17 protein-coding genes and 1 riboswitch are annotated in these 19,385 nt (G+C 40.4%); of the genes, 1 reads left to right on the forward strand and 16 read right to left on the reverse strand.

Going from position 1 to position 19,385, the window contains the following annotated elements; genetic code table 11:
• Window positions 1–78 precede the first annotated feature (78 nt).
• A riboswitch (M-box (ykoK) riboswitch) is annotated at window positions 79–254 on the reverse strand.
• A gap of 287 nt (window positions 255–541) precedes the next feature.
• The 12 genes from IGI69_RS08700 to IGI69_RS08755 all read right to left on the reverse strand — a co-directional run bounded on the left by IGI69_RS08700 (window position 542) and on the right by IGI69_RS08755 (window position 14,141).
• Entirely contained in the window at window positions 542–2,437 is a 1,896-nt protein-coding gene (locus tag IGI69_RS08700) for an endonuclease MutS2 (protein ID WP_438740472.1), read from the reverse strand.
• Between the two features lie 348 nt (window positions 2,438–2,785).
• The gene (gene ahpF, locus IGI69_RS08705) at window positions 2,786–4,315 is read right to left on the reverse strand and encodes an alkyl hydroperoxide reductase subunit F (RefSeq protein ID WP_015509798.1); all 1,530 of its coding nucleotides are present in this window, start codon (window positions 4,313–4,315) and stop codon (window positions 2,786–2,788) included.
• A gap of 9 nt (window positions 4,316–4,324) precedes the next feature.
• Window positions 4,325–4,888, reverse strand: coding sequence for an alkyl hydroperoxide reductase subunit C (gene ahpC, locus IGI69_RS08710; protein ID WP_005226227.1), 564 nt, complete (start codon window positions 4,886–4,888; stop codon window positions 4,325–4,327).
• Between the two features lie 306 nt (window positions 4,889–5,194).
• The gene (locus tag IGI69_RS08715; RefSeq protein ID WP_010748444.1) at window positions 5,195–5,398 is read right to left on the reverse strand and encodes a hypothetical protein; all 204 of its coding nucleotides are present in this window, start codon (window positions 5,396–5,398) and stop codon (window positions 5,195–5,197) included.
• A 152-nt stretch (window positions 5,399–5,550) separates the two neighbouring features.
• The gene (locus tag IGI69_RS08720; RefSeq protein WP_438740474.1) at window positions 5,551–6,510 is read right to left on the reverse strand and encodes a permease prefix domain 1-containing protein; all 960 of its coding nucleotides are present in this window, start codon (window positions 6,508–6,510) and stop codon (window positions 5,551–5,553) included.
• A complete protein-coding gene (locus IGI69_RS08725; protein ID WP_005226229.1) occupies window positions 6,507–6,839 on the reverse strand; it encodes a PadR family transcriptional regulator in 333 nt (110 codons plus the stop codon). The genes IGI69_RS08720 and IGI69_RS08725 overlap by 4 nt, the downstream gene beginning before the upstream one ends.
• Before the next feature lie 189 nt (window positions 6,840–7,028).
• Window positions 7,029–8,000: a siderophore ABC transporter substrate-binding protein gene (locus tag IGI69_RS08730; RefSeq protein WP_438740476.1), complete on the reverse strand. Its 972-nt coding sequence runs from the start codon at window positions 7,998–8,000 to the stop codon at window positions 7,029–7,031.
• A 24-nt stretch (window positions 8,001–8,024) separates the two neighbouring features.
• Window positions 8,025–8,783, reverse strand: a complete 759-nt coding sequence (locus IGI69_RS08735) for an iron ABC transporter ATP-binding protein (RefSeq protein WP_438740478.1) — start codon at window positions 8,781–8,783, stop codon at window positions 8,025–8,027.
• On the reverse strand, window positions 8,780–9,724 hold the full coding sequence (locus IGI69_RS08740) for an iron chelate uptake ABC transporter family permease subunit (protein WP_438740480.1): 945 nt from the start codon (window positions 9,722–9,724) through the stop codon (window positions 8,780–8,782). The genes IGI69_RS08735 and IGI69_RS08740 overlap by 4 nt, the downstream gene beginning before the upstream one ends.
• On the reverse strand, window positions 9,721–10,671 hold the full coding sequence (locus IGI69_RS08745; RefSeq protein WP_438740482.1) for an ABC transporter permease: 951 nt from the start codon (window positions 10,669–10,671) through the stop codon (window positions 9,721–9,723). Before IGI69_RS08745 ends, IGI69_RS08740 begins: the two co-directional genes overlap by 4 nt.
• A 639-nt stretch (window positions 10,672–11,310) precedes the next feature.
• Window positions 11,311–12,675, reverse strand: coding sequence for an FAD-dependent oxidoreductase (locus IGI69_RS08750; protein WP_438740484.1), 1,365 nt, complete (start codon window positions 12,673–12,675; stop codon window positions 11,311–11,313).
• A complete protein-coding gene (locus tag IGI69_RS08755) occupies window positions 12,672–14,141 on the reverse strand; it encodes a helix-turn-helix domain-containing protein (protein ID WP_438740486.1) in 1,470 nt (489 codons plus the stop codon). Before IGI69_RS08755 ends, IGI69_RS08750 begins: the two co-directional genes overlap by 4 nt.
• 162 nt (window positions 14,142–14,303) lie before the next feature.
• Between IGI69_RS08755 and IGI69_RS08760 the strand changes: the two genes are divergently transcribed.
• Entirely contained in the window at window positions 14,304–15,407 is a 1,104-nt protein-coding gene (locus tag IGI69_RS08760) for an SLC13 family permease (RefSeq protein ID WP_438740488.1), read from the forward strand.
• Between the two features lie 132 nt (window positions 15,408–15,539).
• Here the strand turns inward: IGI69_RS08760 and IGI69_RS08765 are convergent, their stop codons facing one another.
• The 4 genes from IGI69_RS08765 to IGI69_RS08780 form a co-directional block, all read right to left on the reverse strand.
• On the reverse strand, window positions 15,540–16,253 hold the full coding sequence (locus tag IGI69_RS08765) for a methyltransferase domain-containing protein (RefSeq protein WP_438740490.1): 714 nt from the start codon (window positions 16,251–16,253) through the stop codon (window positions 15,540–15,542).
• Window positions 16,254–17,261 (reverse strand): zinc-binding alcohol dehydrogenase family protein, encoded by a 1,008-nt coding sequence (locus IGI69_RS08770; RefSeq protein WP_375354311.1) that lies wholly within the window; start codon window positions 17,259–17,261, stop codon window positions 16,254–16,256.
• Window positions 17,262–17,334: 73 nt separating this feature from the next.
• Window positions 17,335–18,396, reverse strand: coding sequence for a hypothetical protein (locus IGI69_RS08775; protein WP_221693121.1), 1,062 nt, complete (start codon window positions 18,394–18,396; stop codon window positions 17,335–17,337).
• Entirely contained in the window at window positions 18,368–19,279 is a 912-nt protein-coding gene (locus IGI69_RS08780) for a hypothetical protein (protein WP_438740493.1), read from the reverse strand. The genes IGI69_RS08775 and IGI69_RS08780 overlap by 29 nt, the downstream gene beginning before the upstream one ends.
• Window positions 19,280–19,385: the final 106 nt, after the last annotated feature.

Raw genomic sequence — 19,385 nt, forward strand, 5'->3', positions numbered from 1 at the left:
ATTTTGCTCTATGAGCTTCGTCATCCATCAGAAAGAAAAGCAAAAAAGTCTCACTTCTCTTAGGACGTCAGACTTTAGCAGCAATCTCATCGTCCGAGTTTTAGCACTATACAACGTAAAGAAAGTCATTTGCTCTCTTAGCTATTTTATGAAAAGCCTTAATCCGACAATTCCTGTTTTACACATTGGCGTCTTTCGACGTTTCTGCGCAATAGCTTGTGTTTGTATAGGAGCCTCACCTAACAAGGTTATATGTTATTTTTCAATCCAATATGAATGGTACCCTTCCTCGAATAAAGATACAACCAATTCTCTGTTATTTTTATTTTTCTTTAACTTTTCTTAAAGAATTTAGATATTTCGAATATTTTCTGCTCTATAAAGAAAAAACAACCAAAATAATCATCCAAACAAAGGAACGGCATCGATAAAGGACGTTATTAAAAAAACGAACATTTAAAAAAAGCAGTCCTTTTTCTAGGTGCTGAAAAAGGACTGCTTGCTTGATTTTGGTCTATCGATTGAAAGTTTTCTTAATCTATCAATCCACGGGTCGATTGGTTTGCCGTTCTTGCGCTGCTTTTCGTAACTGCTTCTGCGCTTTTTTAGATCCCCGTTCAATATCTCGAGTAAACTTGCGCTGCGCAAACTCAACGAATAGCTGATCAAGATCATAACCTGCGGGATAGAGCACCTCTCGCTTTGTGAGGAGTTGCAAGCGACGTGCGACAACAACAAAAAAGTGTTTCTCAATTGAAATTTTCGCTTGTCCTTGTTCCAAATACTCATAAAAAAGTCCGCGCTGGTTATGTTCTGTTGAAAAGACCAAGTCTCCTTTTTGAAAAATAAGATCTATCTTGGCTTCTTGTTGAGGGGGTTGTTTCTTCCCCTTTTCAAAAAGCTGCTTCTCAAAAGAATAGGTTTTATGCTTTAAATATTCCTTTGCTGTTTGGACTACGTCAGCGGGGATCGCCATCTTTTCGGCAATCCAAAACGCATTACTATCACCGACTGCATTCGTCAGCAAACGATATTTTGGTGTCAAGGTTTTGGCATCAAAAGCCATTGCCGCTGTTTCGAAATCTTGATGATCGACGGCAAACTGCTTGATTTCACCATAATGCGTTGTTGCGATCATTAAAGCTCCTGAGCGATAGATGGATTCCATGATGGCGATCGCCAAAGCAGCCCCTTCATTGGGCTCAGTGCCGCTGCCGATTTCATCCAATAAAACAATACTGTGTCGGGTAGCATTCTTCATAATCTGAGCAATGTTCGACATGTGTCCAGAGAAGGTACTTAAAGAATTTTCCAGACTTTGTTGATCGCCAATATCCATCCAAAGACTTTTTAAAAACGGAACAGTACTTTTGCCATTGTGCGCTGGAAATAAGCCATAATGAGCCATGGCGCAAACAAGTCCAACGGTTTTTAAGACGACGGTCTTGCCTCCAGCATTGGGACCCGTGATGACCATGCAGCGGTTTTCTTCGCCAAGTTTTAAAGAAAGAGGAACCGCATCACGTCCCAGCAAAGGATGACGGACTTGATCAAGAAGCAAAACTTCTTCCTCAGTCATAGTTATCGGTTGCCCGTTGATTTCTCGACAATATTTTCCCCGAGCAAAAATAATATCCAGCACAACTAAAATGTCAAGACAGGTAAACACGGCGTTCATTTGTTCGGCGATCGCCCCTGTCAACTCTGACAACACTTGGTATTGAGCGGCTGTTTCTTCTGCTTGCGCCAAGATCAATCGATCATTTAAACGGGCAGCTGCCTCCGGTTCAATAAAGACAGTCGCTCGTTTATTGGAACGTTCGATGATCGTTCCGTTAAATTGCTGTTGAAATTCAGCACGCACAGGTAACGTATATCGGTCGTTCTTTTTGATGACACGATTTTCTTGTAAATAGCGACTTTCCTTAAAAAACTTTGCAAAAACTTTTTTCAGATCAGCTTCATATTTTTCGATCGTACCGCGAATTTTCCGCAATTCTCGGCTGGCATTACTATCAACCTGACCATTGCGAATCTTTTGGAAAATCATTTCGGCGATTTCAGAAAAGTCTTCTAACCCTTGTGCATATTGATGTAATCTTGGGGCAATCGATTGATTCTTTTCGAACAATTGACGGATGATTCGAAAAGACCGTAAAAAGTCTCCATATTCGATAAGCTCCTGTGGTTCTAAAACAAACCCTTTTTCAATTTTCTCCGTATGGTGTAAGACATGCTGTAGCCCCATAAAAGGCACTTGACGACCAGCGGCTAATAGCGCCATCGCTTCAGTGGTCTCTGTCACTCGTTTTTGGGCAGAGTGGATCGTCGCTGCTGGTTTTTCATTCGCAAAGCGCGCCTTGCCGTAATCGCTGATTATTTTTTTACTTACTTGTTCTTTAATTTGTTCAAATTCAGTTGCTTGAGGTATCTTCATGAGTTATCCTTTCTTGTGCCTGAGGATTCCGATCAGATCCCCGTCCAAAAAAGTGTACAAAAAAAGCGATAGTTTCCCATCACCTGATTCATCAATAACGATTTTTATCGGTATCTACAGGCACAACAAATAAACAGTCTGTTTTTGCTTATTTGTTTTAATTGGCTGATTAGATACCTACGACACTCATCAATATACCTCTTTCTTTTTTGAACGAGTTTTTTTCATTGTAATATAGAAGCTGTCCTTCTGTCAACTGCACCCAAACTGCCCTTACAAAAAGAAAAAACGCTCAGCAGCTCCTAGAAGCCCCTGAGACGTTTTTTGATTTTAAATGATGCAAGGCGCTTACGAGCGAATCAGGTGATCAAAGGCACCTAATGCCGCAGTCGCACCTGAACCCATTGAAGTGATGATCTGTTTGTATACACTATCGGTACAATCCCCTGCTGCAAAGACCCCTTCAATATTGGTTGCGCCGTGTTTGTCTACGACGATCTCATTGCGTTCGTTTAAAACGATGCGATCTTTTAACCATTCGGTATTCGGCATCAAGCCAATCAAGATGAAGACACCTTCAACAGCTAATGTGAATTCGCCATTCGTTTCTCGATCAACGTAGGTCAATTGTTCGACATGATCGGATCCAGCAATTTCCTTCGTTGCCGCATTCGTAATAACAGTCACATTTTCTAACGTGTTCAAACGGTTTTGTAGCACAAGGTCCGCTTTTAGTTCCGGTAAAAATTCAAGAACATAGACGTGTTTTGCCATGCCAGCTAAATCGATCGCTGCTTCGATCCCAGAGTTTCCGCCGCCAATGACAGCAACCTCTTTCCCAGCAAATAACGGACCGTCACAATGTGGGCAATAGGCAACACCTTTATTTTTGAATTCTTTTTCTCCTGGAACATTGATGTTACGCCAGCGAGCGCCAGTTGCTAAAATGGCCGTTTTGGTTTTTAATACTGCACCATTTTCTAATTCAACTTCGATGACATCATTGCGACGAATATCTTTCGCACGCTGCCCTTTCATCACGTCTACATTGTATTCGTTGATGTGCTCTTCTACCTGACGCATTAATTTTGGTCCTTCGGTATAAGGAGTACCGATCATGTTTTCGATCCCCAGGGTTTCCATTACTTGTCCACCCATTGTTTCGACGACCATCCCAGTATTGATGCCTTTACGCGCTGCATAAATCGCTGCGCTTCCGCCTGCAGGTCCGCCACCGACAACTAACACATCGAAAAGCTCTTTTTCAGCAAAGTCATCTTTACTCGTCGGACCAGCTGCTTTTTCCAACAACTGTTCGATCGTTTGACGGCCGCTTGCAAATTCTTCACCGTCTAAAAAGACGGTTGGCACAGCCATAATTTTTTTCTTGTCAATTTCTTCTTTGAACATCCCACCTTCGATCATGGTGTGACTGATGGAAGGATTTAGCACTGCCATGATATTTAACGCTTGAACAACATCAGGACAGTTATGGCAGGTCAAACTGACATAGGTTTCAAAATGTAATGGCTTATCGATCGCTTTGATGCGCTTTTGAAGTGCTTCGTCAATTTTCGGCGGACGACCGCTTACTTGAAGCAACGCTAAAATAAACGAAGTGAACTCATGTCCTAACGGTAAACCAGCAAAAGCGATGCCGCTTTCTTCACCGGGACGATTGATCGAAAAGCTTGGTGTCCGTTCACTTGCTACAGCTTGGATAGTGATTTTTGGCGACATTTCTGCGATTTCTTCTAAGAATTCACGTACTTTTGTGGAAGAATCATCCTCACCTAAAGTTGCCGCAAAAACAACCTCTGATTCTAGCATCGCGAGATACTGCGTCAGTTGGTCTTTGATTGCCTTATCTAATGCCATGAGAGCCTCCTAAATCTTGCCTACAAGGTCTAAGCTTGGCGTTAAAGTTTCTTCGCCTTCTTTCCATTTTGCAGGACATACTTCACCTGGATGAGTACGGACATATTGTGCAGCACGGATTTTATCGATCAAGCCACTAGCATCACGACCGATACCGTCCGCATTGATCTCAACTGTTTGGACTACGCCATCTGGATCGATGATGAATGTTCCACGTTGAGACAACCCAGAAGCTTCATCTAGTACATCAAAGATCTCTGAGATCACATGAGAAGGATCTGCAATCATGATATATTCGATTTTATTGATGGCATCAGAATGATCATGCCATGCTTTATGAGTGTAATGAGTATCTGTTGATACAGAATAAACTTCTGCGCCTAATTCTTTTAATGATGCATATTGATCTTGCAAATCTTCAAGCTCTGTTGGACAAACAAATGAGAAATCTGCAGGGTAAAAACAAACAACGTTCCATTTTCCTTTAAAATCTTCTGATGAAACATCGATAAATTTTCCATTGTGGTAAGCTTTCGCTTCGAATGAACCAATCTCTTTTCCAATTAATGACATATCATTTCCTCCAATTAGAATAATTATTTGAGAATAATCTCTATTAATTATTAGTATATCTAACTATAAAAAGCAATAGTTTATTCAGAAATAGTCAAAAAAAATGTTATCCTCCTCAGAAATGAGCATATTTATTTCCTATCCAATACAAATAGAGTATAGTTGTAAGTTTGACTAATCGTTTCCATTTCAATTCCCTAGTTGTTAGATTCTCAATTACACCCCTCATTCTCAATTAAATAAAAAAGATTGCCTCTTCCTATGATTCCTCACCAAGTAAAGTGAGCCATAGAAAAAGGCAATTTTTTATTTAGTATTTAAATAGTTGAACAATCCACTGATCGTTCGATCCCTCAATGTAATCCGCTTACCGTCTAAAAAAACTTCTTCGACTGGGTAATGGTCTTGAAAAGGTGGAACTTCCAAGTATTGACTTGCGAGAAAGCGCTCCGGAGATTCGACTGTTGCTATTTCTTTGCTGCCATTTTTCAGATAATGAATTTCTAACATATTCATTGCCTCTTTTCTTGTATTCTGAACTTTTAAAAAGCATTGAGAGAACCATATTTCTCGCTGTTCTTTTTTGATTGGTTCAGTTACAAGGCGTATTATAATCTTCCTTTTTTTAAAAGTAAAGAAAGCACTCTCGATTGAAGTGTCTCTTATTTTTTTGCTTTCGTATGTCCGATAAAGTAGTCCTCTAAGACACCACCAATAACAAAAATGACCCAAGAGTAAGCCCATGCATGAAACATGAAGGACCAAAGCATGTAAACGACCAAAATCACTGGCCAGTAAACTGTTCGAAAAAAGGTAACTCTACCAGCGGATTCGCCATATTTATAACGTGTTGCTCGATCCCCCGGATGGTCTTCGTCGCGAATAAAATACGTCTCAGTTGCCAGCTTCGCAAAGCCTGTACGGATAATACTTACATAAATAATAAAGAACACACCTGCTGCAACCGTCAAGAAAAACAAGGAAATCCCAAATTCAACAGAATAATAAAACAACTCACTTAAAAGTACAGGCGCAAGTGATAAAATACAGGCACCAATTCCTAAAACAAGACCAATCCGAAAACTTTTTTCATAATTTGCGAGTTGCTGAGCGGCTTCTCGTTTGGCATCCCTTTTTATTGGACGATCATCCAACTGTTTACGAGCACCGGAAAAGTGCAAGCTGCTAGAGATAATAAAACCGACCCCGATGGCGATAAAAAGAAACATCACCATTATTCCAAAGGTCTCAGCATATATACTAACAAAGAGCATCAAGGCTGCTAGGGATGCGATACAAAAACCGATTCCTATAGATAACGAGAAAGCAAAGTGTCGCACAGTTCCCCAATAATCAAACGCATCGTCTTCTGTGATGGCATCGGACCAATCATCAATCGGCGCTTCTTCTTTTGAAACATTTAACTCTTGCAACAGCTCATCTACGGAACCAAACTCACTGATTACTGCACCGATGGCTTCATGCTCGCTTTTCCCTTGGTGAATCAGTTCTAAGTAGTGGTCTTCCATAATCGCTAAGAGGTCTTCTTTCGCCTTTTTGGTTTCCGGTGTGATGGGTACTGATAAAAATAAGCTGTCTAGATAGTCATGAATGGTTTTCATTTGTCTCCTCCTTGTAAGAACTGGTCAACGACGATCTTTGTCTGCTGCCACTCCAATAGTTTCTCCGTAAGGCTTGCTCTTCCGTCTGCAGTTATCTGGTAATACGTCCGCTTTTTGCCATGCGTCACTTCTCCAGGATATGAGCGGATCAATCCTTGTTTTTCTAACCGAGTAAAAGCGGAATACAACGTCGTTTCTTTGATCACATATAAAGCATCTGTTCCTTCGCGAATACGCTTGGATATTTCATATCCATAAGAATCTTCATTGGAAAGAATGGATAAAATGATTGCGTCGTTATAGCCGCGAATTCCGTCACTCGAGATCACGCAATCGCCTCCTAAATTACTTCATCTGTCGTACTAATTATAAAACAATTACTACGACAGGTAAAGTAAAGTAGGGAAAGTTATCAAAAATCAGTCGTAGGTCTTAGAAAATAGGAAAATAAAAAGGGACACGCATTCTCAGTAAACTGATACGCGTGTCCTAATTACTTGATTGCTTTTCTCACCTATTTATTCAACGGCTGGTTTGACATCGTCCATCATTAGTTGGATCGACTCCAAGCCTGAACCTGCTAAATACCAAACCGCAGCATCCAATTCAATGACTTGATCGTTTTGCCCAGCATTTGTTTCTTGGACGATTTCATTTGCAACAAATTCACTTTCACTTTCATTGCCGCCGATCGCTTTTGTCCGGTCGATCACGAAAATGATATCAGGATTTTTCTCAAGCAAGTACTCATAAGAAATACTTTGTCCATGTGTCGACGCCTCTAATTCCTCATCTACTGCAGGGAAACCAAACGTATCATACAAGATACTGTAACGAGAACCTGGCCCAAAAGCAGAAAGATTGCCTTCATTTACCATAACAACCAAGGCTTTCTCGTCAGCATTTTGCGCTTGCTCCTTCAAGGTATCGATCTGACCTTGTAACGATGCTAGTTGTTCTTGCGCTTCCTCTTCCTTACCAAAAATTTGACCAATGGTCGTAATGTTGGCTTCGATCGATGCCCAAGTATCACTATTGTCAACGCTTAAGAAAACGGTTGGCGCGATTGCAGACAATTCCTCTTGGAAATCACGTTGTCGCCCAGAAATAATGATTAGGTCTGGCTGCAGTTGATTGATTTTTTCTAAATCAGGCTCTTTGATTCCCCCTGCTGATTCAACATCTGCATACGCTGATAAATAATCTGGTAAATTGCTGGTCGCAGCAGCAACGATTCGATCCCCAAGGCCAAGCGCATCCATCGTGTCTAAGGCACTATTGTCAAAAATCACCACTTTTTCTGGTGCATAAGGAACAGTAACAGTTCCATTGCTATCAGTGATTTCAACCTCTGTCGGTGTCTGTTCACTCTGAGCAGTTTGGCTTTGCTGTGTCCCTGTCGATTCGATTGTACCAGTATTATTTGATCCGCATGCGGTCAACCCCGCTAATACGAAAATACTCATAAAGCTTACTACAATTTTTTTCATTTTTTTCCTCCTTAGAAATACATTTTATTGGAAGGTATAGCAAAATTGCCGACCATCCACTTGTACCAGTTTGATTGAAATCTCATATAACGATGCCAACACTTGCTCCTGGATCACAGCCTCAGTGTCGGCCGCTTTAAAAATTTGACCGTCTTTCATAGCAACGATGTGATCGGCGTATCGAGCGGCAAAATTAATGTCGTGCAAAACGATCACAACGGTTTTCTGATAGTCTTCCACCAAGGTGGTCAATAGCTTCATCAGCTGGTTGGCGTGCTTCAAATCTAGATTGTTTAACGGTTCGTCCAACAGCAGATAATCTGTATCTTGAGCCAAGATCATCGCCAAGTAAACTCGTTGTAGCTGACCACCAGAAAGCTCATGGATCGATTGATCGGCGTATTCGGTAAGGGATAGCTTAGCCAAAGAATCATCAATGATCCTATTATCCGCTGCCGATTGTTGCCCGCGGTTATACGGATAGCGACCAAATGCCACCAGTTCTCTTACAGTCAGATTGACTGCATAGCGATTGCTTTGTTGCAAAAAAGCCATTTTTTTGGCTAGCTCTTTGGATTTCCATTGGCGAATCTCAGTTCCATCTAAATAAATATCACCAGTTCTCTGGTCCAGCATCCGACTGACCAAGGAGAGTAAGGTGCTTTTTCCCGCACCATTTGGCCCGATAAAGGCAATCATTTTCTGCTCAGGTAATGCTAAAGAACACTCGGTCAACACCTGTGTTTTCGCATAATTTTTGGATACATTTTTTGTTTCGATCATGATTTTTTCCTTTCCAGCAGCAATTTGCTTATAAAGAAGATACCGCCTAATAATTGGATCACGGTGCCGATGGTCGTTTGCCATTGAAACACTTGTTCCACTAAGAACTGCCCTCCTACTAACAGGAGAAAACCAATCAGGCTGCCACCAGCAAACAACCAACTATGGCGATAGGTGGGAAAAAGCTGATAGGTGATCGTTGCCACTACAAAGCCGAGAAAAACAGCTGGACCTACGAGTGCCGTAGCGGTACCTGTCAGAAGCGCAATCAAAAATAAAATACCTCTATGAAGCCATTGAACAGGAACGCCTAGACTTTTGGCTTGCCTGCTTCCTAAATGCAACAGATTCAATTCTGGAATCCACAGAATCAGGCAGCTACTACCAATCAAAATGATCACAGCAGCAATTAAGAGATGTTGCGTATTGATATTGCCAAAGCTAGCGAATAAGCGTCCTTGCAGTAAATCATATTCATTCGGGTCCATCAAGACTTGCAAAAACGTGCTCAGACTACTGAACATCGTGCCGCAGACCATTCCAGCCATCAACAACAAAAACAATCCGTTAACGGCTTTTTGATAGAAAAAACCGATCAATAAACTTCCTAGAATGGCAGTCAGACTGACAGAGAATAAGAACATCGCTGCTGTTTCTTGGCTTAGCATCTGGATCCCGCCGATAAAAAAGAAACACAGGGTCTGAACCAGGACATATAGTTGATCCAAGCCTAAGATTCCTGGTGTTAAATAGCGATTGCTCGTAACAGTCTGTAAGGTGATCGTACTAAAGGAAATTGCGATCGCCACCAGAGCAAAGGCGAAGATCCGACGGCCCCGCAATACAAAAGCAAATGACCAATTACCATAGGTGTTATAGGTCAGATAGGCAGTAGCGGCACAAAGGATCAGAAAGAACAAAAGAAAGAGTTTTTTCTTCATTGAAACTTCCTCCCCAGCAGCAAAATCAAGAAGCAGCAACCACCTAGTACACCGGCAACCACACTTACGGGCATCTCATACGGAGCAATCACGATGCGTGCCAATACATCACATAAAAGTAAAAATGCACTTCCAGCAAAGCTGATCAGCAGTAGATTATTCTTCAAATGATCCCCAAACACCATGCCGATCATATTTGGGATAACGATCCCCAGAAAAGGGATTTGTCCAACGGTCAATAAAACGACACTACTGGCAAACGCCACCAGAGCGAACACAGCAAAGCGTAAAAACAGATAATTGATCCCTAGACTCTTGGCGGCACTTTCTCCTAAACCAGCAATCGTGATCTCATAAGCTAGGAAATACAACAGACCGAATACTGGAATCGTCAAATACAAAAGTTCATACTGGCCAGCCATAATAGTAGCGAAGTTTCCTTGAAGCCAAGAAGAGACATTTTGAACCAATTGGAAGCGATAGGCCAAGAAGCTGCTAATGGCACCGATGATATTACCGAACATCACCCCGGTCAAAGGGAGCATCATTGGATCTTTCTTTGGTAGAAATTGGCTTAAAAATAAAAAGAACAAAACACCTGCATAAGCAAACACAAATGCTGCGGTTGTCCGAATCAAGTTTGAAGCATTTGGCAGAAAAAGCATGACTAGCAAAATTCCTAAACGAGCACTATCAGATAATCCGATCGACTCAGATGCCACAAATTTATTTTGCATCATATGCTGCATGATTTTCCCACATAAACTAATGATTCCACCTGCAATGATCAAACTGATCGTCCGTGGGAGCCTAACTTTTACCAAAACAAGCCAATGATTCGGATCACCCTGCTGTAAACCACTTAATGATAAATCATGGGTACCTACCAGTAACGAACAGCCCACAAGAAGAATCAAGATCAGCAGTAATCCGATTTTTTTCAACATGCCCCGCCCCCCCTTATTGAGAATGATTCTCACTCTCTTTAATAGGGTAACGTATTTCACTTAAAATCACAAGAAGTTTTTTTAAAAAAACCCTTTACCAAAGCAATTTCAGTGAAAACGAATCTGCGTAGGTAAGGGATTATGTGATATTTTTCTCTAATAAAAGACTGTGAGCACGTCTTTTTTTATCAACGAAGTCTATTTAATCGCTTTAATCAAATAAATACTTGAGAAGGCTAGATTCAACTTCTGAGTTTCATTTAATAACAATTCATTTACACGTTCCATCGTTTCAATCTGTTGAACCCCCTGTTTAGTTCACACATGCTCATCCCAAGCTGGGCGTAGCTTTTCAGATAAAGGGTACTGTTGAGCTAACGTTTCCATCCAAGGAATATTCGTCTACCGATAACAATCCTTTACCGGAAATCGTTCAGTCATAAAACGTTGGTCGTCATATTTTTTACGAGTTTCTTCATCAAAAAGATAGCGATACCAGTTGGCATCGAAGTTCAGCACAACCTCACCTGGTTTTAATACGCGATACTTTTCATCGTGCCATCGCTATTTTCTCCCGAATAACGTCAATTCAAAAAAAATAAACCTGCGATCATCGCAGGTTTATCAAGACTTACTATTTTACTTTAACAAGCCATCAAGGGCCAATTGATTCAAAAAGTGCAGTGGAAATGAGATGGTTGGATTGAAAAAGTAATCCATTGTTGCTAACTGGTGCAAGGTCGTCTTGCTATTGATCAAGGTTGAGATCGTATTGATGATCTCCAAACTTCCACGATCACTCGTAATGATTTGTCCCCCCATGATCACTTTCGTTTGCTGATCAAAAATCAGTTTTAACGTTACTTCAAAATCCTCATCTGTCGCGAAAAATGTCCGAGAATGAAATGTTTGCGTCACTGAATCTACTTCAAAGCCGTAATACGGTGCCTCAGTCTCATTAATACCTGAACTGCTGACGAAATAGCCAAACAATTTACTGACGACGGTCCGTTGCATTTTTGGAAAAGGAATTTTCGTTGTTCCCCGTTCATTTGCCAATAAATTGGTGGCAGCAACGATCCCGGTGCGGTAAGCATTTGTTACTAAAGGAATATACAAGAAGCTATCCGAATGATTAAATGGGATCGAAACAAGATCCCCAATTGCATAAATCGCTGGGTCAGACGTTTGCAAATACTCATTTGTCGATACCGTGCCATCCAGATTTAGTTTCAGAAAATCTTCTACTAGCGCAACATTTGGACGTGGATTGACAGCATAAACGACCACGTCAGCTTGAATTTTCGTTCCATTTGACAGCTCAATTCCTTGATAATCGCCTTTCTCATTTTTGATCGTATGAGCGACATTGCTGTTAAGATAGATCTGCAAATTTTTAGGAAAGCGTTCCATCAAAATTTTGGCAATTTCATGATCAAAATAACGGAACAACAGCGTATCCATGCGATCGATCAAATGAACGGCTTTTTGTTGTCCGCTTAAAGATTCCGCTAATTCAAACCCGATCAGACCAGCACCGACGATCGCAACGGTTTGGGCATTCTCAATTTTTTCTAATGCTTGTTTTGATTGACCAATGGTTTTGTAGGTCGTTATATGTGCTTCAACATCTGAGGCAAACTCCGAACGGAAAGTACTCGATCCCATCGCCAAAATCAAACCATCATAACTCACTTCGTCTTCTTGCTGATAAGATTCCGTTGATGTGACAAAATGAACCGTTTGTTCTTGCGGAAAGATTTTTGTGACTTCACTATTTAGCATCACATTGATTCCTTCTGAAAGAAGTTCACTGGCAGTAGCCGTTTTGGAATCTTCCAAACGCTGAATGTAGCCTTCTAGCACTAAATTCAAACTGCTGGCAACATAACCAAGAACGCTTGATTTTTCTATAATTATCACATCGACTTTTGGGTCAACTTTTTTTAAATGACGGGCAGCAGCAATTCCTGCATGAGAGCCTCCAATAATCACTATTCTCATATCTTTTCCAACTCGCTTTCAAGGTTCTCATTTCGTATTTCATCCACGATTTGATGAAGCCGCTCTTCTTCAAATGGGGTTGCACCACCTGTTAAAATCAATCGTTTTTTATAACGATAGCCTTCCGAGATCTCAGAATGATCAACGATCAATAGATCATAGTCCTTCTCCTTCGTCCCATCGAAGTGAATATTCGGATAGCCAGCCAATTCTTTGATCAAAAAGCGCCGTAAAAAGCCACTGCGTAATCGTGATTGAGTCAGCAAAATGCCTACCGTAAATGCTTTTTCCTGTTTTACTTGAATCCATTGACGGATCAAAAGCAATTCATTGGTCAAATGCTGCTTTTTCTCAAGAGAAAAGGACTGGTTTACGTTTTTCTCTAACTGTTCGATTGCTTGCTGTGCCACTTCGATCAAGCTCTCATTCGCAACACTTTGCGGCTGAAATTCAGCAAAGGCAATAATGCCGCCATGAATATACAATGCTTGGATCGTCACACTCGTCAAGAAGACGCGTAATTCCGTAGAAGTTTCCGTAGTCTTTCTTTCAGTATCACCAATGGCCTGCAGCAGCTCCCCATTTAACGCATCGATCTCTTGGAAGAAAAGTGATTTTTGCAAGGAGTCATCCAGTGAAGGGCGAATCAAGCCTTCAGCTAATAAAAATAAATAGAAATATACCGTTTCATAATCGCTCCAGGATACGGCAAAACGACTGAGATAGCGCCCTAATATATTCCGCAAAAGCTGGAACATCGCTTCATTTTCCAATGACTTCAACAATGGATACGAGGCTTCATGCTGTTGCGAGCCGCGATAATCAAAACGGGCTTCCATAATGCCTAACCAAAGCCCGACTTTCCAACGCTCTGCTTGACTAAACGTTGTCTGCAACTGTTTTTCAATGACTCGAATCAAATTGTTGATGGCTGGTGCGTTCAAGCGAGCGATCAATTCTTCATTGGGATAACTTTGTGAAAAAAACTGATAATAGAAAAAGCGAATCTGTTTTTCATCCCCAATCAATTTTTTATTTTTTAATTGGATGTCGAATTCTTTCAATAACTGATTGATCGCTTTGAATCGACGAAACAATGAAGCTTCACTCAACATCAGTTCTAACATCATTTTCGTCGTTGACTCATCTCGATGAAAAAACAAATACGACAATATCTGAAAATCGATTGCTTCTGAAAGATAGGCATAAAAAAATTGCTTCAGGGAAAAATCAAGAGGCAATACCAATTGCACTTGATCATTTTCTGAATAGATCAAAGCTGCGTCTTCATGGAAAGCAGCTAAATTTTGATGAAGATTTTGAAGTTCTTTTTGCAAAGTGGGCGCGGAAATAGATAACGTTCTTGCAAGCTTTTTATAAGAGACTTCTGAGCCATTCTGAAAAAAAACAGCCAAAATTTGAAAATGTACCTGCTGATTTTTTTCAAGCAGCTGCATCACATTCATTCTTGAACCTCCTTCACCTTTCACATACTAATTTCCCAATTAATGAGTCGTTTGTCAACTATAAAAATTGCCTGAATGTCTTTGAGTTCGATGGAAAAAGCGTGATTTATTGTTCCTAAAGCATAGGAATGGTAAAATTCTTGAGAAGAAAGGTGGTGAACTATGGGAAAACGAATGTTAGCATTTTTTCGAACGGATCGATTATTTTCGATTTCCCTGCTACTAGCACTTATTGCGTGTTTTTTCGGCACCTTCCGTTGGTCGTTTATTGACTTTAAAGTGATTTTATCACTGTTTGGATTAATGTTAGTAATCAATGGGTTAGAAGAAGCTGGTCTTTTACGAGCATTTGGACAAAAATTAGTGGAAAAAAGTCGCAATCTGCGTGACTTGATCCGCGCAATCGTCTTGCTAAGCTTCTTCAGTTCGATGTTTTTAACAAATGACGTGGCTATCTTAACTTTATTGCCCATCTATTTACTCTTAACGAGGAAAGAACAACAGCACACCAGTGTCTTATTAGGCGCTGTCTATTTGATCGTAGCAGCCAATTTAGGAAGCAGCCTGTTTCCATTTGGAAATCCGCAAAATCTATTTTTATTTTCTTACTATCAGATTTCGCTGCCACAATTCATGTGGACTACCGGCACCTTTGTGGGACTTTCATTACTATTACTCCTTGTTTCGATCCAGCTCATCCCAAAGACTCCATTGGAAATCGCCCTGCAAGAAGAACCCTTTGAAAAAAAGCCAGCGCTGCTTAATTCAGGATTATTTGTCCTTATGATTCTTGGTATTTTTAGTATTCTCCCTATTTCAATCGCCGTGCTTGTCGTCGCAGCCGTGGTTTGGTTTAGCAATAAACGATTATTTGCAAAAGTTGATTATCGGTTACTACTTACCTTTCTCTGCTTCTTCTTGATCGTCGGGAATATTCAAGACCTATCTCTGGTCACCGATCACATTCGACCGTATTTTCAAGAAACGCATCGCGCTTTTTTAGGTAGTATTTTACTCTCCCAAGGAATATCTAACGTTCCAGCAGCAATTTTGATTGCTCCTTTCACCGATTTAGAAAAAGCCGTTCTTTTGGGCGTCAATGTTGGTGGTTTGGGTACATTGATTGCTTCTTTGGCGAATTTGATTGGGTACAAATTATTGAAACAAGCCAAACCAAAAGAAGCGAGAACGTTTCAAAAGCTGTTTTTTATCGTCAACATCATTTTTTTACTGTTATTAGGCAGCATCGTATACCTTCTATTGTAGCAAATTCACTGTAAAACGAGATTCCAGCATAAGATGTTTCCAGTCCGCAGCCAAAAGAAGCCTAGCTCCTGTACCTGTTTCTTGATCTTATGTCAGAATCTCGTTTTTTTGATACCCATTGTGTGATTTTACTTAGGCTATGAGAAGCTCAAAGGTGATTTTCGTTTGGCTTTCGACAGTCAATGCCTCACCAAAGACATGTTGAACCATTTGTTGCCGTTGTTCCGATGAGTACTCCTCCTCAAAATAAAGATGAAATAATTCTTGATCGATCTCTTCCTTCAAAATATACTCGAATTGCCGACTCTGCCAATCAATCGCTTCTTCTGAAAACCACTTCTTGTACCAATTGTTTAGGTTCAGGTCATTCTTCGCTGAAAGATTTTTTTCATAAGGCTGAAACACGTTTTCTTCTTCTGCGATCATTCTTAGAATAATCAATTGATGGGCCTTTTTTTGAAACTGAAGCAATGCTTCTTTGTCTCTGACTGCTGGATTCATTGCCATAAAAATACAGGGCCAGTGCTGGTCTGCGGATAAAAAGTCTTTTTGGCTCTGCTGAACCAGATGGAGCTTGTTCATCGGATCTTCCGTCGTTTCTTCAATGATTTTTAACATTTCTTTTGAAAAATCAATTGCGTAATACTCATCTACATAAGGATAAAATGCTGAAATGTAGCGGCCAGTCCCCGCAGCAAAGTCAACGAAGGCCGATATCGGGAACACTTTCTGCTCCACCAAAAAAGCTGCTACCTCTTCGGCAATTTTCAATTGGGATTCTCTTTGAATCTGTGCATATTCTTGGGCAAATTCATCCCAAAACAGCATCGCTTCCTCTTCTTCCATCTAGCGGACGCCTCCAGTGATCACTGTCTTTCCTTTTGTTCCTTGCTCAACCGCTTTTGTAGCGAGCTTTAAGGTCTCGATGGTAATTCCTCCATCAAACGTTTGGACCGCAGTCGTATGGATCTTTTTGTCAGCGAGTAACGAGGCGATCCGTTGCAAAATGCTCCCTTGTGTTTCAATCATCAACTGAGCATCTGTTTTTGCGAACATATACTCCCAATAAAAATCGATGCCGAGGTTTTTAAATGGATTTAAATCTAGCGCTTCTTTCGTATTCACGATCATTCCGACTTTGCCAAACGGCAAGATTGCTTTCGTTAATTGTGGCAAATAGGCCGAGGCGTCATAAAAAATTGCAACGGCTGAAAAAGGCTCAGTGATTTGTTCAGCCAACGGCAAGCGATGATTAAGTACTTGATCCACTTGATTGTTTTTAAGCCACTGATCGTTCTTAGGACTCGCAGTGCCATAGACTGTCAATCCTGCCCATTTTGCTAGTTGCGCCGCAATTGAGCCAACACCACCGCTGGCATTGACCAATAAAATCGATCCATCATTCGCGTTTTCTTCAGGCACGTACCCAAATTTTTCAAAAAGCAATTCCCACGCTGTAATACTCGTTAATGGCATAGCTGCAAGATCGCCATCAGAAAAGCCGGCTGGTGCCTTTGCTGTGATCCGAGAATCAACTGTTTGGAACCTTTGATTCGCACCAGGTCGTTGTGTGGTTCCAGCATAAAACACCCGATCACCAACGGCAAAGCCATTAACTGCTGAGCCGATTTCTTTAACGATCCCAACGGCGTCATACCCTTGGATCTGGAACGCTTCACTTAAAGCAGTCATTTGCCGTCTTTTTGTATCGATTGGATTGACCGAAACTGCCTGTACTTCCACCAATAAATCATTTGCTTGGCAATTGGGTATCGGAATTTCCTTTTCAATAAATACATTTGACTCATCTAAAGATCGTCCTTCATAAAAACCTAGTGCTTTGTTTTTCATCATACTGCTCCTTCCAAAAAAAAAGTGCTGAATAGTTATAAAAACCATTCTAGCACTTTTAATGAATTTAGAACATTTATTCTTCACCTTCCACGACAAGCGGAACCAAAAATGGATAGCTTGTGAAGAAATCTAATAAGGATCGCTTCCATTGATCTGAATCAATCGTTAGTAAAGTGGACTCTGTATACAAATGAATCGTCAATCGTTGATTTTTATCAAGTAAAACAAGAATTTCACCTTTGTTTTCTGTGATAAAATCATATTGCTGATTCTCCATTGTAATAATGAAAATTTGATCGAGAACTTCTGCTGCAACAGCAAAGTCCGTCTCCATATCGACAGCCAATGTTTGGGTATTGTCGATCAAGCTTGGTGAAACCGTAAAGCCTAATTCTTTTAAATGCGCCAATACCAAGTTGACATCATAATTAAAGAGCGAAAGCTGATTGACCGAGAAAATATTCTCCGCATGCCATTGACTGATTAAATGCAAAATCTGTTCATCATTGACAACCACCGACTGGGAGTTTGAATTGATAGTCAACAATGTCAAATAATTAGATTGATACGTAGAATTGACTGGATTAAGTTTGAAACTAAACTCGAGCTCCTTTGTTTCTGTTAAACGAAAACGGACATTGAAATGCTTTGTCTTCCATGTGTCATAGTTATCAGTAGCAGTTAAATGAATCGTTTTTAATGGTTTCAAGAATTCATAGGCATAGTATTCAAGCAATGTCTTTTTGGCGATCACCGAAATATCTTGATCTGTTAAAATCAACTGGCGGTAATGAGCAAGCAATCCAGAAAAATCAGCTTCCATAATTGATTTTCTCAATTTTAAATCAGCTAGTTCGTTTTCGGCTTGCTCAATAAGCGATTCGATTCGTTGGTGATCTTGCGCTTTTACAGCATAATAATCATCTTCGTAGTCAGTTTCTTCTTTTGCTGAATCAAAAGAATCATCCCCTACATTTCCACTATCTTCTACTAAAGGACCGTCATTCACTAAGTCCGTCGCATTTGTTGATACGTTTTCCTCGACTTCATTAGCTCCTTCTGTTTGGACCTCTAGAGTCGGTTCCTGCTCCAGCAGCTGTGATTCCTCAGGATTCGTCTGCGTTTCTTTCGTCAACTTCAGTCAGCTCCTTTCCAGTATAGTGAGCTAAGAAAGCCATTATTTTTGCCGTAAATTCATCAAATGATCCAAAAAAGGTATCAATTTGACGGAATTCTTTTTCCACGATTGCTTTCTTTAAGCGCAATGTTTGGTATTGCTGTTGCAGGCGTTCTTTTTCAGCAAAAACCTCTTCGTCATTATTTGAATATCTTTCCCATTCCCGACGTTTGGCTTCTAATGCTTTTCGCTCAGAAGTCAACTGCTCTAGTTCTTCATCGATTTTTGTCCGATTGAAAAAGCCCTTTGACTCAGTCAATTCATTTACGGATGCCGTAAGCTTATCGATCTGATTTTGGATTTCCTTTACTTCTGATAGGGCAGTGATCCGTTTGGCTTCCAGCTTATCCATTTGTTGTTCGATGGCTGTCAGCATCTCACGATCGCCTCGTTGAAACTTTTCCCATTCTTCATCTATCTCAGGGATCACAAAAATTTCTGGAATGCTCGCATCGATACCAATCGTCGCTCGCTCATGATAATAGGTCCCTAATTTATAGTAATGCACGGTAGGAGATATTTTGGCACAATGCATCATGAAAGGAAATGTTTGGGTGAAGTTATCATGGAACTTTCTTGATAGTAATTCGTCAATCTCATGATTTTGATTTGATGTTTCTTTTAGCTGTTTATGCAATCGACCATTATATATACGATAAATTTCAGGAATATCCTCTTTTTCGATCGCTACTTCAAAATCTTGCAGGTCTTGCAGCATCTGACCGATATTTTTTGAAGCGACTTGTTTGATATCGCCAAAGGATACTTCTTCATTCGTTGAAACTGAAACAACGTCTTGATCTTGAACAAATTTTTGTTCTTTTTTGGCATCGTCAGTCATATGATCCCTCCTAAAAATACTTCACTACTAGTGTATCATTTTTTTCCATAAAAAGTTATTTTAAGTGATTGTTTTTAGAAAAATGATACATCATTGTAATAACAAA

The sequence above is a fragment of the Enterococcus sp. DIV1083b genome, assembly GCF_051713705.1.
Lineage (GTDB): Bacteria > Bacillota > Bacilli > Lactobacillales > Enterococcaceae > Enterococcus_D > Enterococcus_D casseliflavus.

What these genes read in the sequence shown, in the direction of transcription:
- IGI69_RS08735 (WP_438740478.1), bottom strand. Translation starts at nt 8,783, where the DNA reads ATGATCGAAACAAAAAATGTATCCAAAAATTATGCGAAAACACAGGTG.
- IGI69_RS08765 (WP_438740490.1), bottom strand. Translation starts at nt 16,253, where the DNA reads ATGGAAGAAGAGGAAGCGATGCTGTTTTGGGATGAATTTGCCCAAGAA.
- IGI69_RS08715 (WP_010748444.1), bottom strand. Translation starts at nt 5,398, where the DNA reads ATGTTAGAAATTCATTATCTGAAAAATGGCAGCAAAGAAATAGCAACA.
- ahpC (WP_005226227.1), bottom strand. Translation starts at nt 4,888, where the DNA reads ATGTCATTAATTGGAAAAGAGATTGGTTCATTCGAAGCGAAAGCTTAC.
- IGI69_RS08745 (WP_438740482.1), bottom strand. Translation starts at nt 10,671, where the DNA reads ATGTTGAAAAAAATCGGATTACTGCTGATCTTGATTCTTCTTGTGGGC.
- IGI69_RS08750 (WP_438740484.1), bottom strand. Translation starts at nt 12,675, where the DNA reads ATGAGAATAGTGATTATTGGAGGCTCTCATGCAGGAATTGCTGCTGCC.
- IGI69_RS08730 (WP_438740476.1), bottom strand. Translation starts at nt 8,000, where the DNA reads ATGAAAAAAATTGTAGTAAGCTTTATGAGTATTTTCGTATTAGCGGGG.
- IGI69_RS08770 (WP_375354311.1), bottom strand. Translation starts at nt 17,261, where the DNA reads ATGATGAAAAACAAAGCACTAGGTTTTTATGAAGGACGATCTTTAGAT.
- IGI69_RS08760 (WP_438740488.1), top strand. Translation starts at nt 14,304, where the DNA reads ATGGGAAAACGAATGTTAGCATTTTTTCGAACGGATCGATTATTTTCG.
- IGI69_RS08700 (WP_438740472.1), bottom strand. Translation starts at nt 2,437, where the DNA reads ATGAAGATACCTCAAGCAACTGAATTTGAACAAATTAAAGAACAAGTA.
- IGI69_RS08720 (WP_438740474.1), bottom strand. Translation starts at nt 6,510, where the DNA reads ATGAAAACCATTCATGACTATCTAGACAGCTTATTTTTATCAGTACCC.
- ahpF (WP_015509798.1), bottom strand. Translation starts at nt 4,315, where the DNA reads ATGGCATTAGATAAGGCAATCAAAGACCAACTGACGCAGTATCTCGCG.
- IGI69_RS08740 (WP_438740480.1), bottom strand. Translation starts at nt 9,724, where the DNA reads ATGAAGAAAAAACTCTTTCTTTTGTTCTTTCTGATCCTTTGTGCCGCT.
- IGI69_RS08755 (WP_438740486.1), bottom strand. Translation starts at nt 14,141, where the DNA reads ATGAATGTGATGCAGCTGCTTGAAAAAAATCAGCAGGTACATTTTCAA.
- IGI69_RS08780 (WP_438740493.1), bottom strand. Translation starts at nt 19,279, where the DNA reads ATGACTGACGATGCCAAAAAAGAACAAAAATTTGTTCAAGATCAAGAC.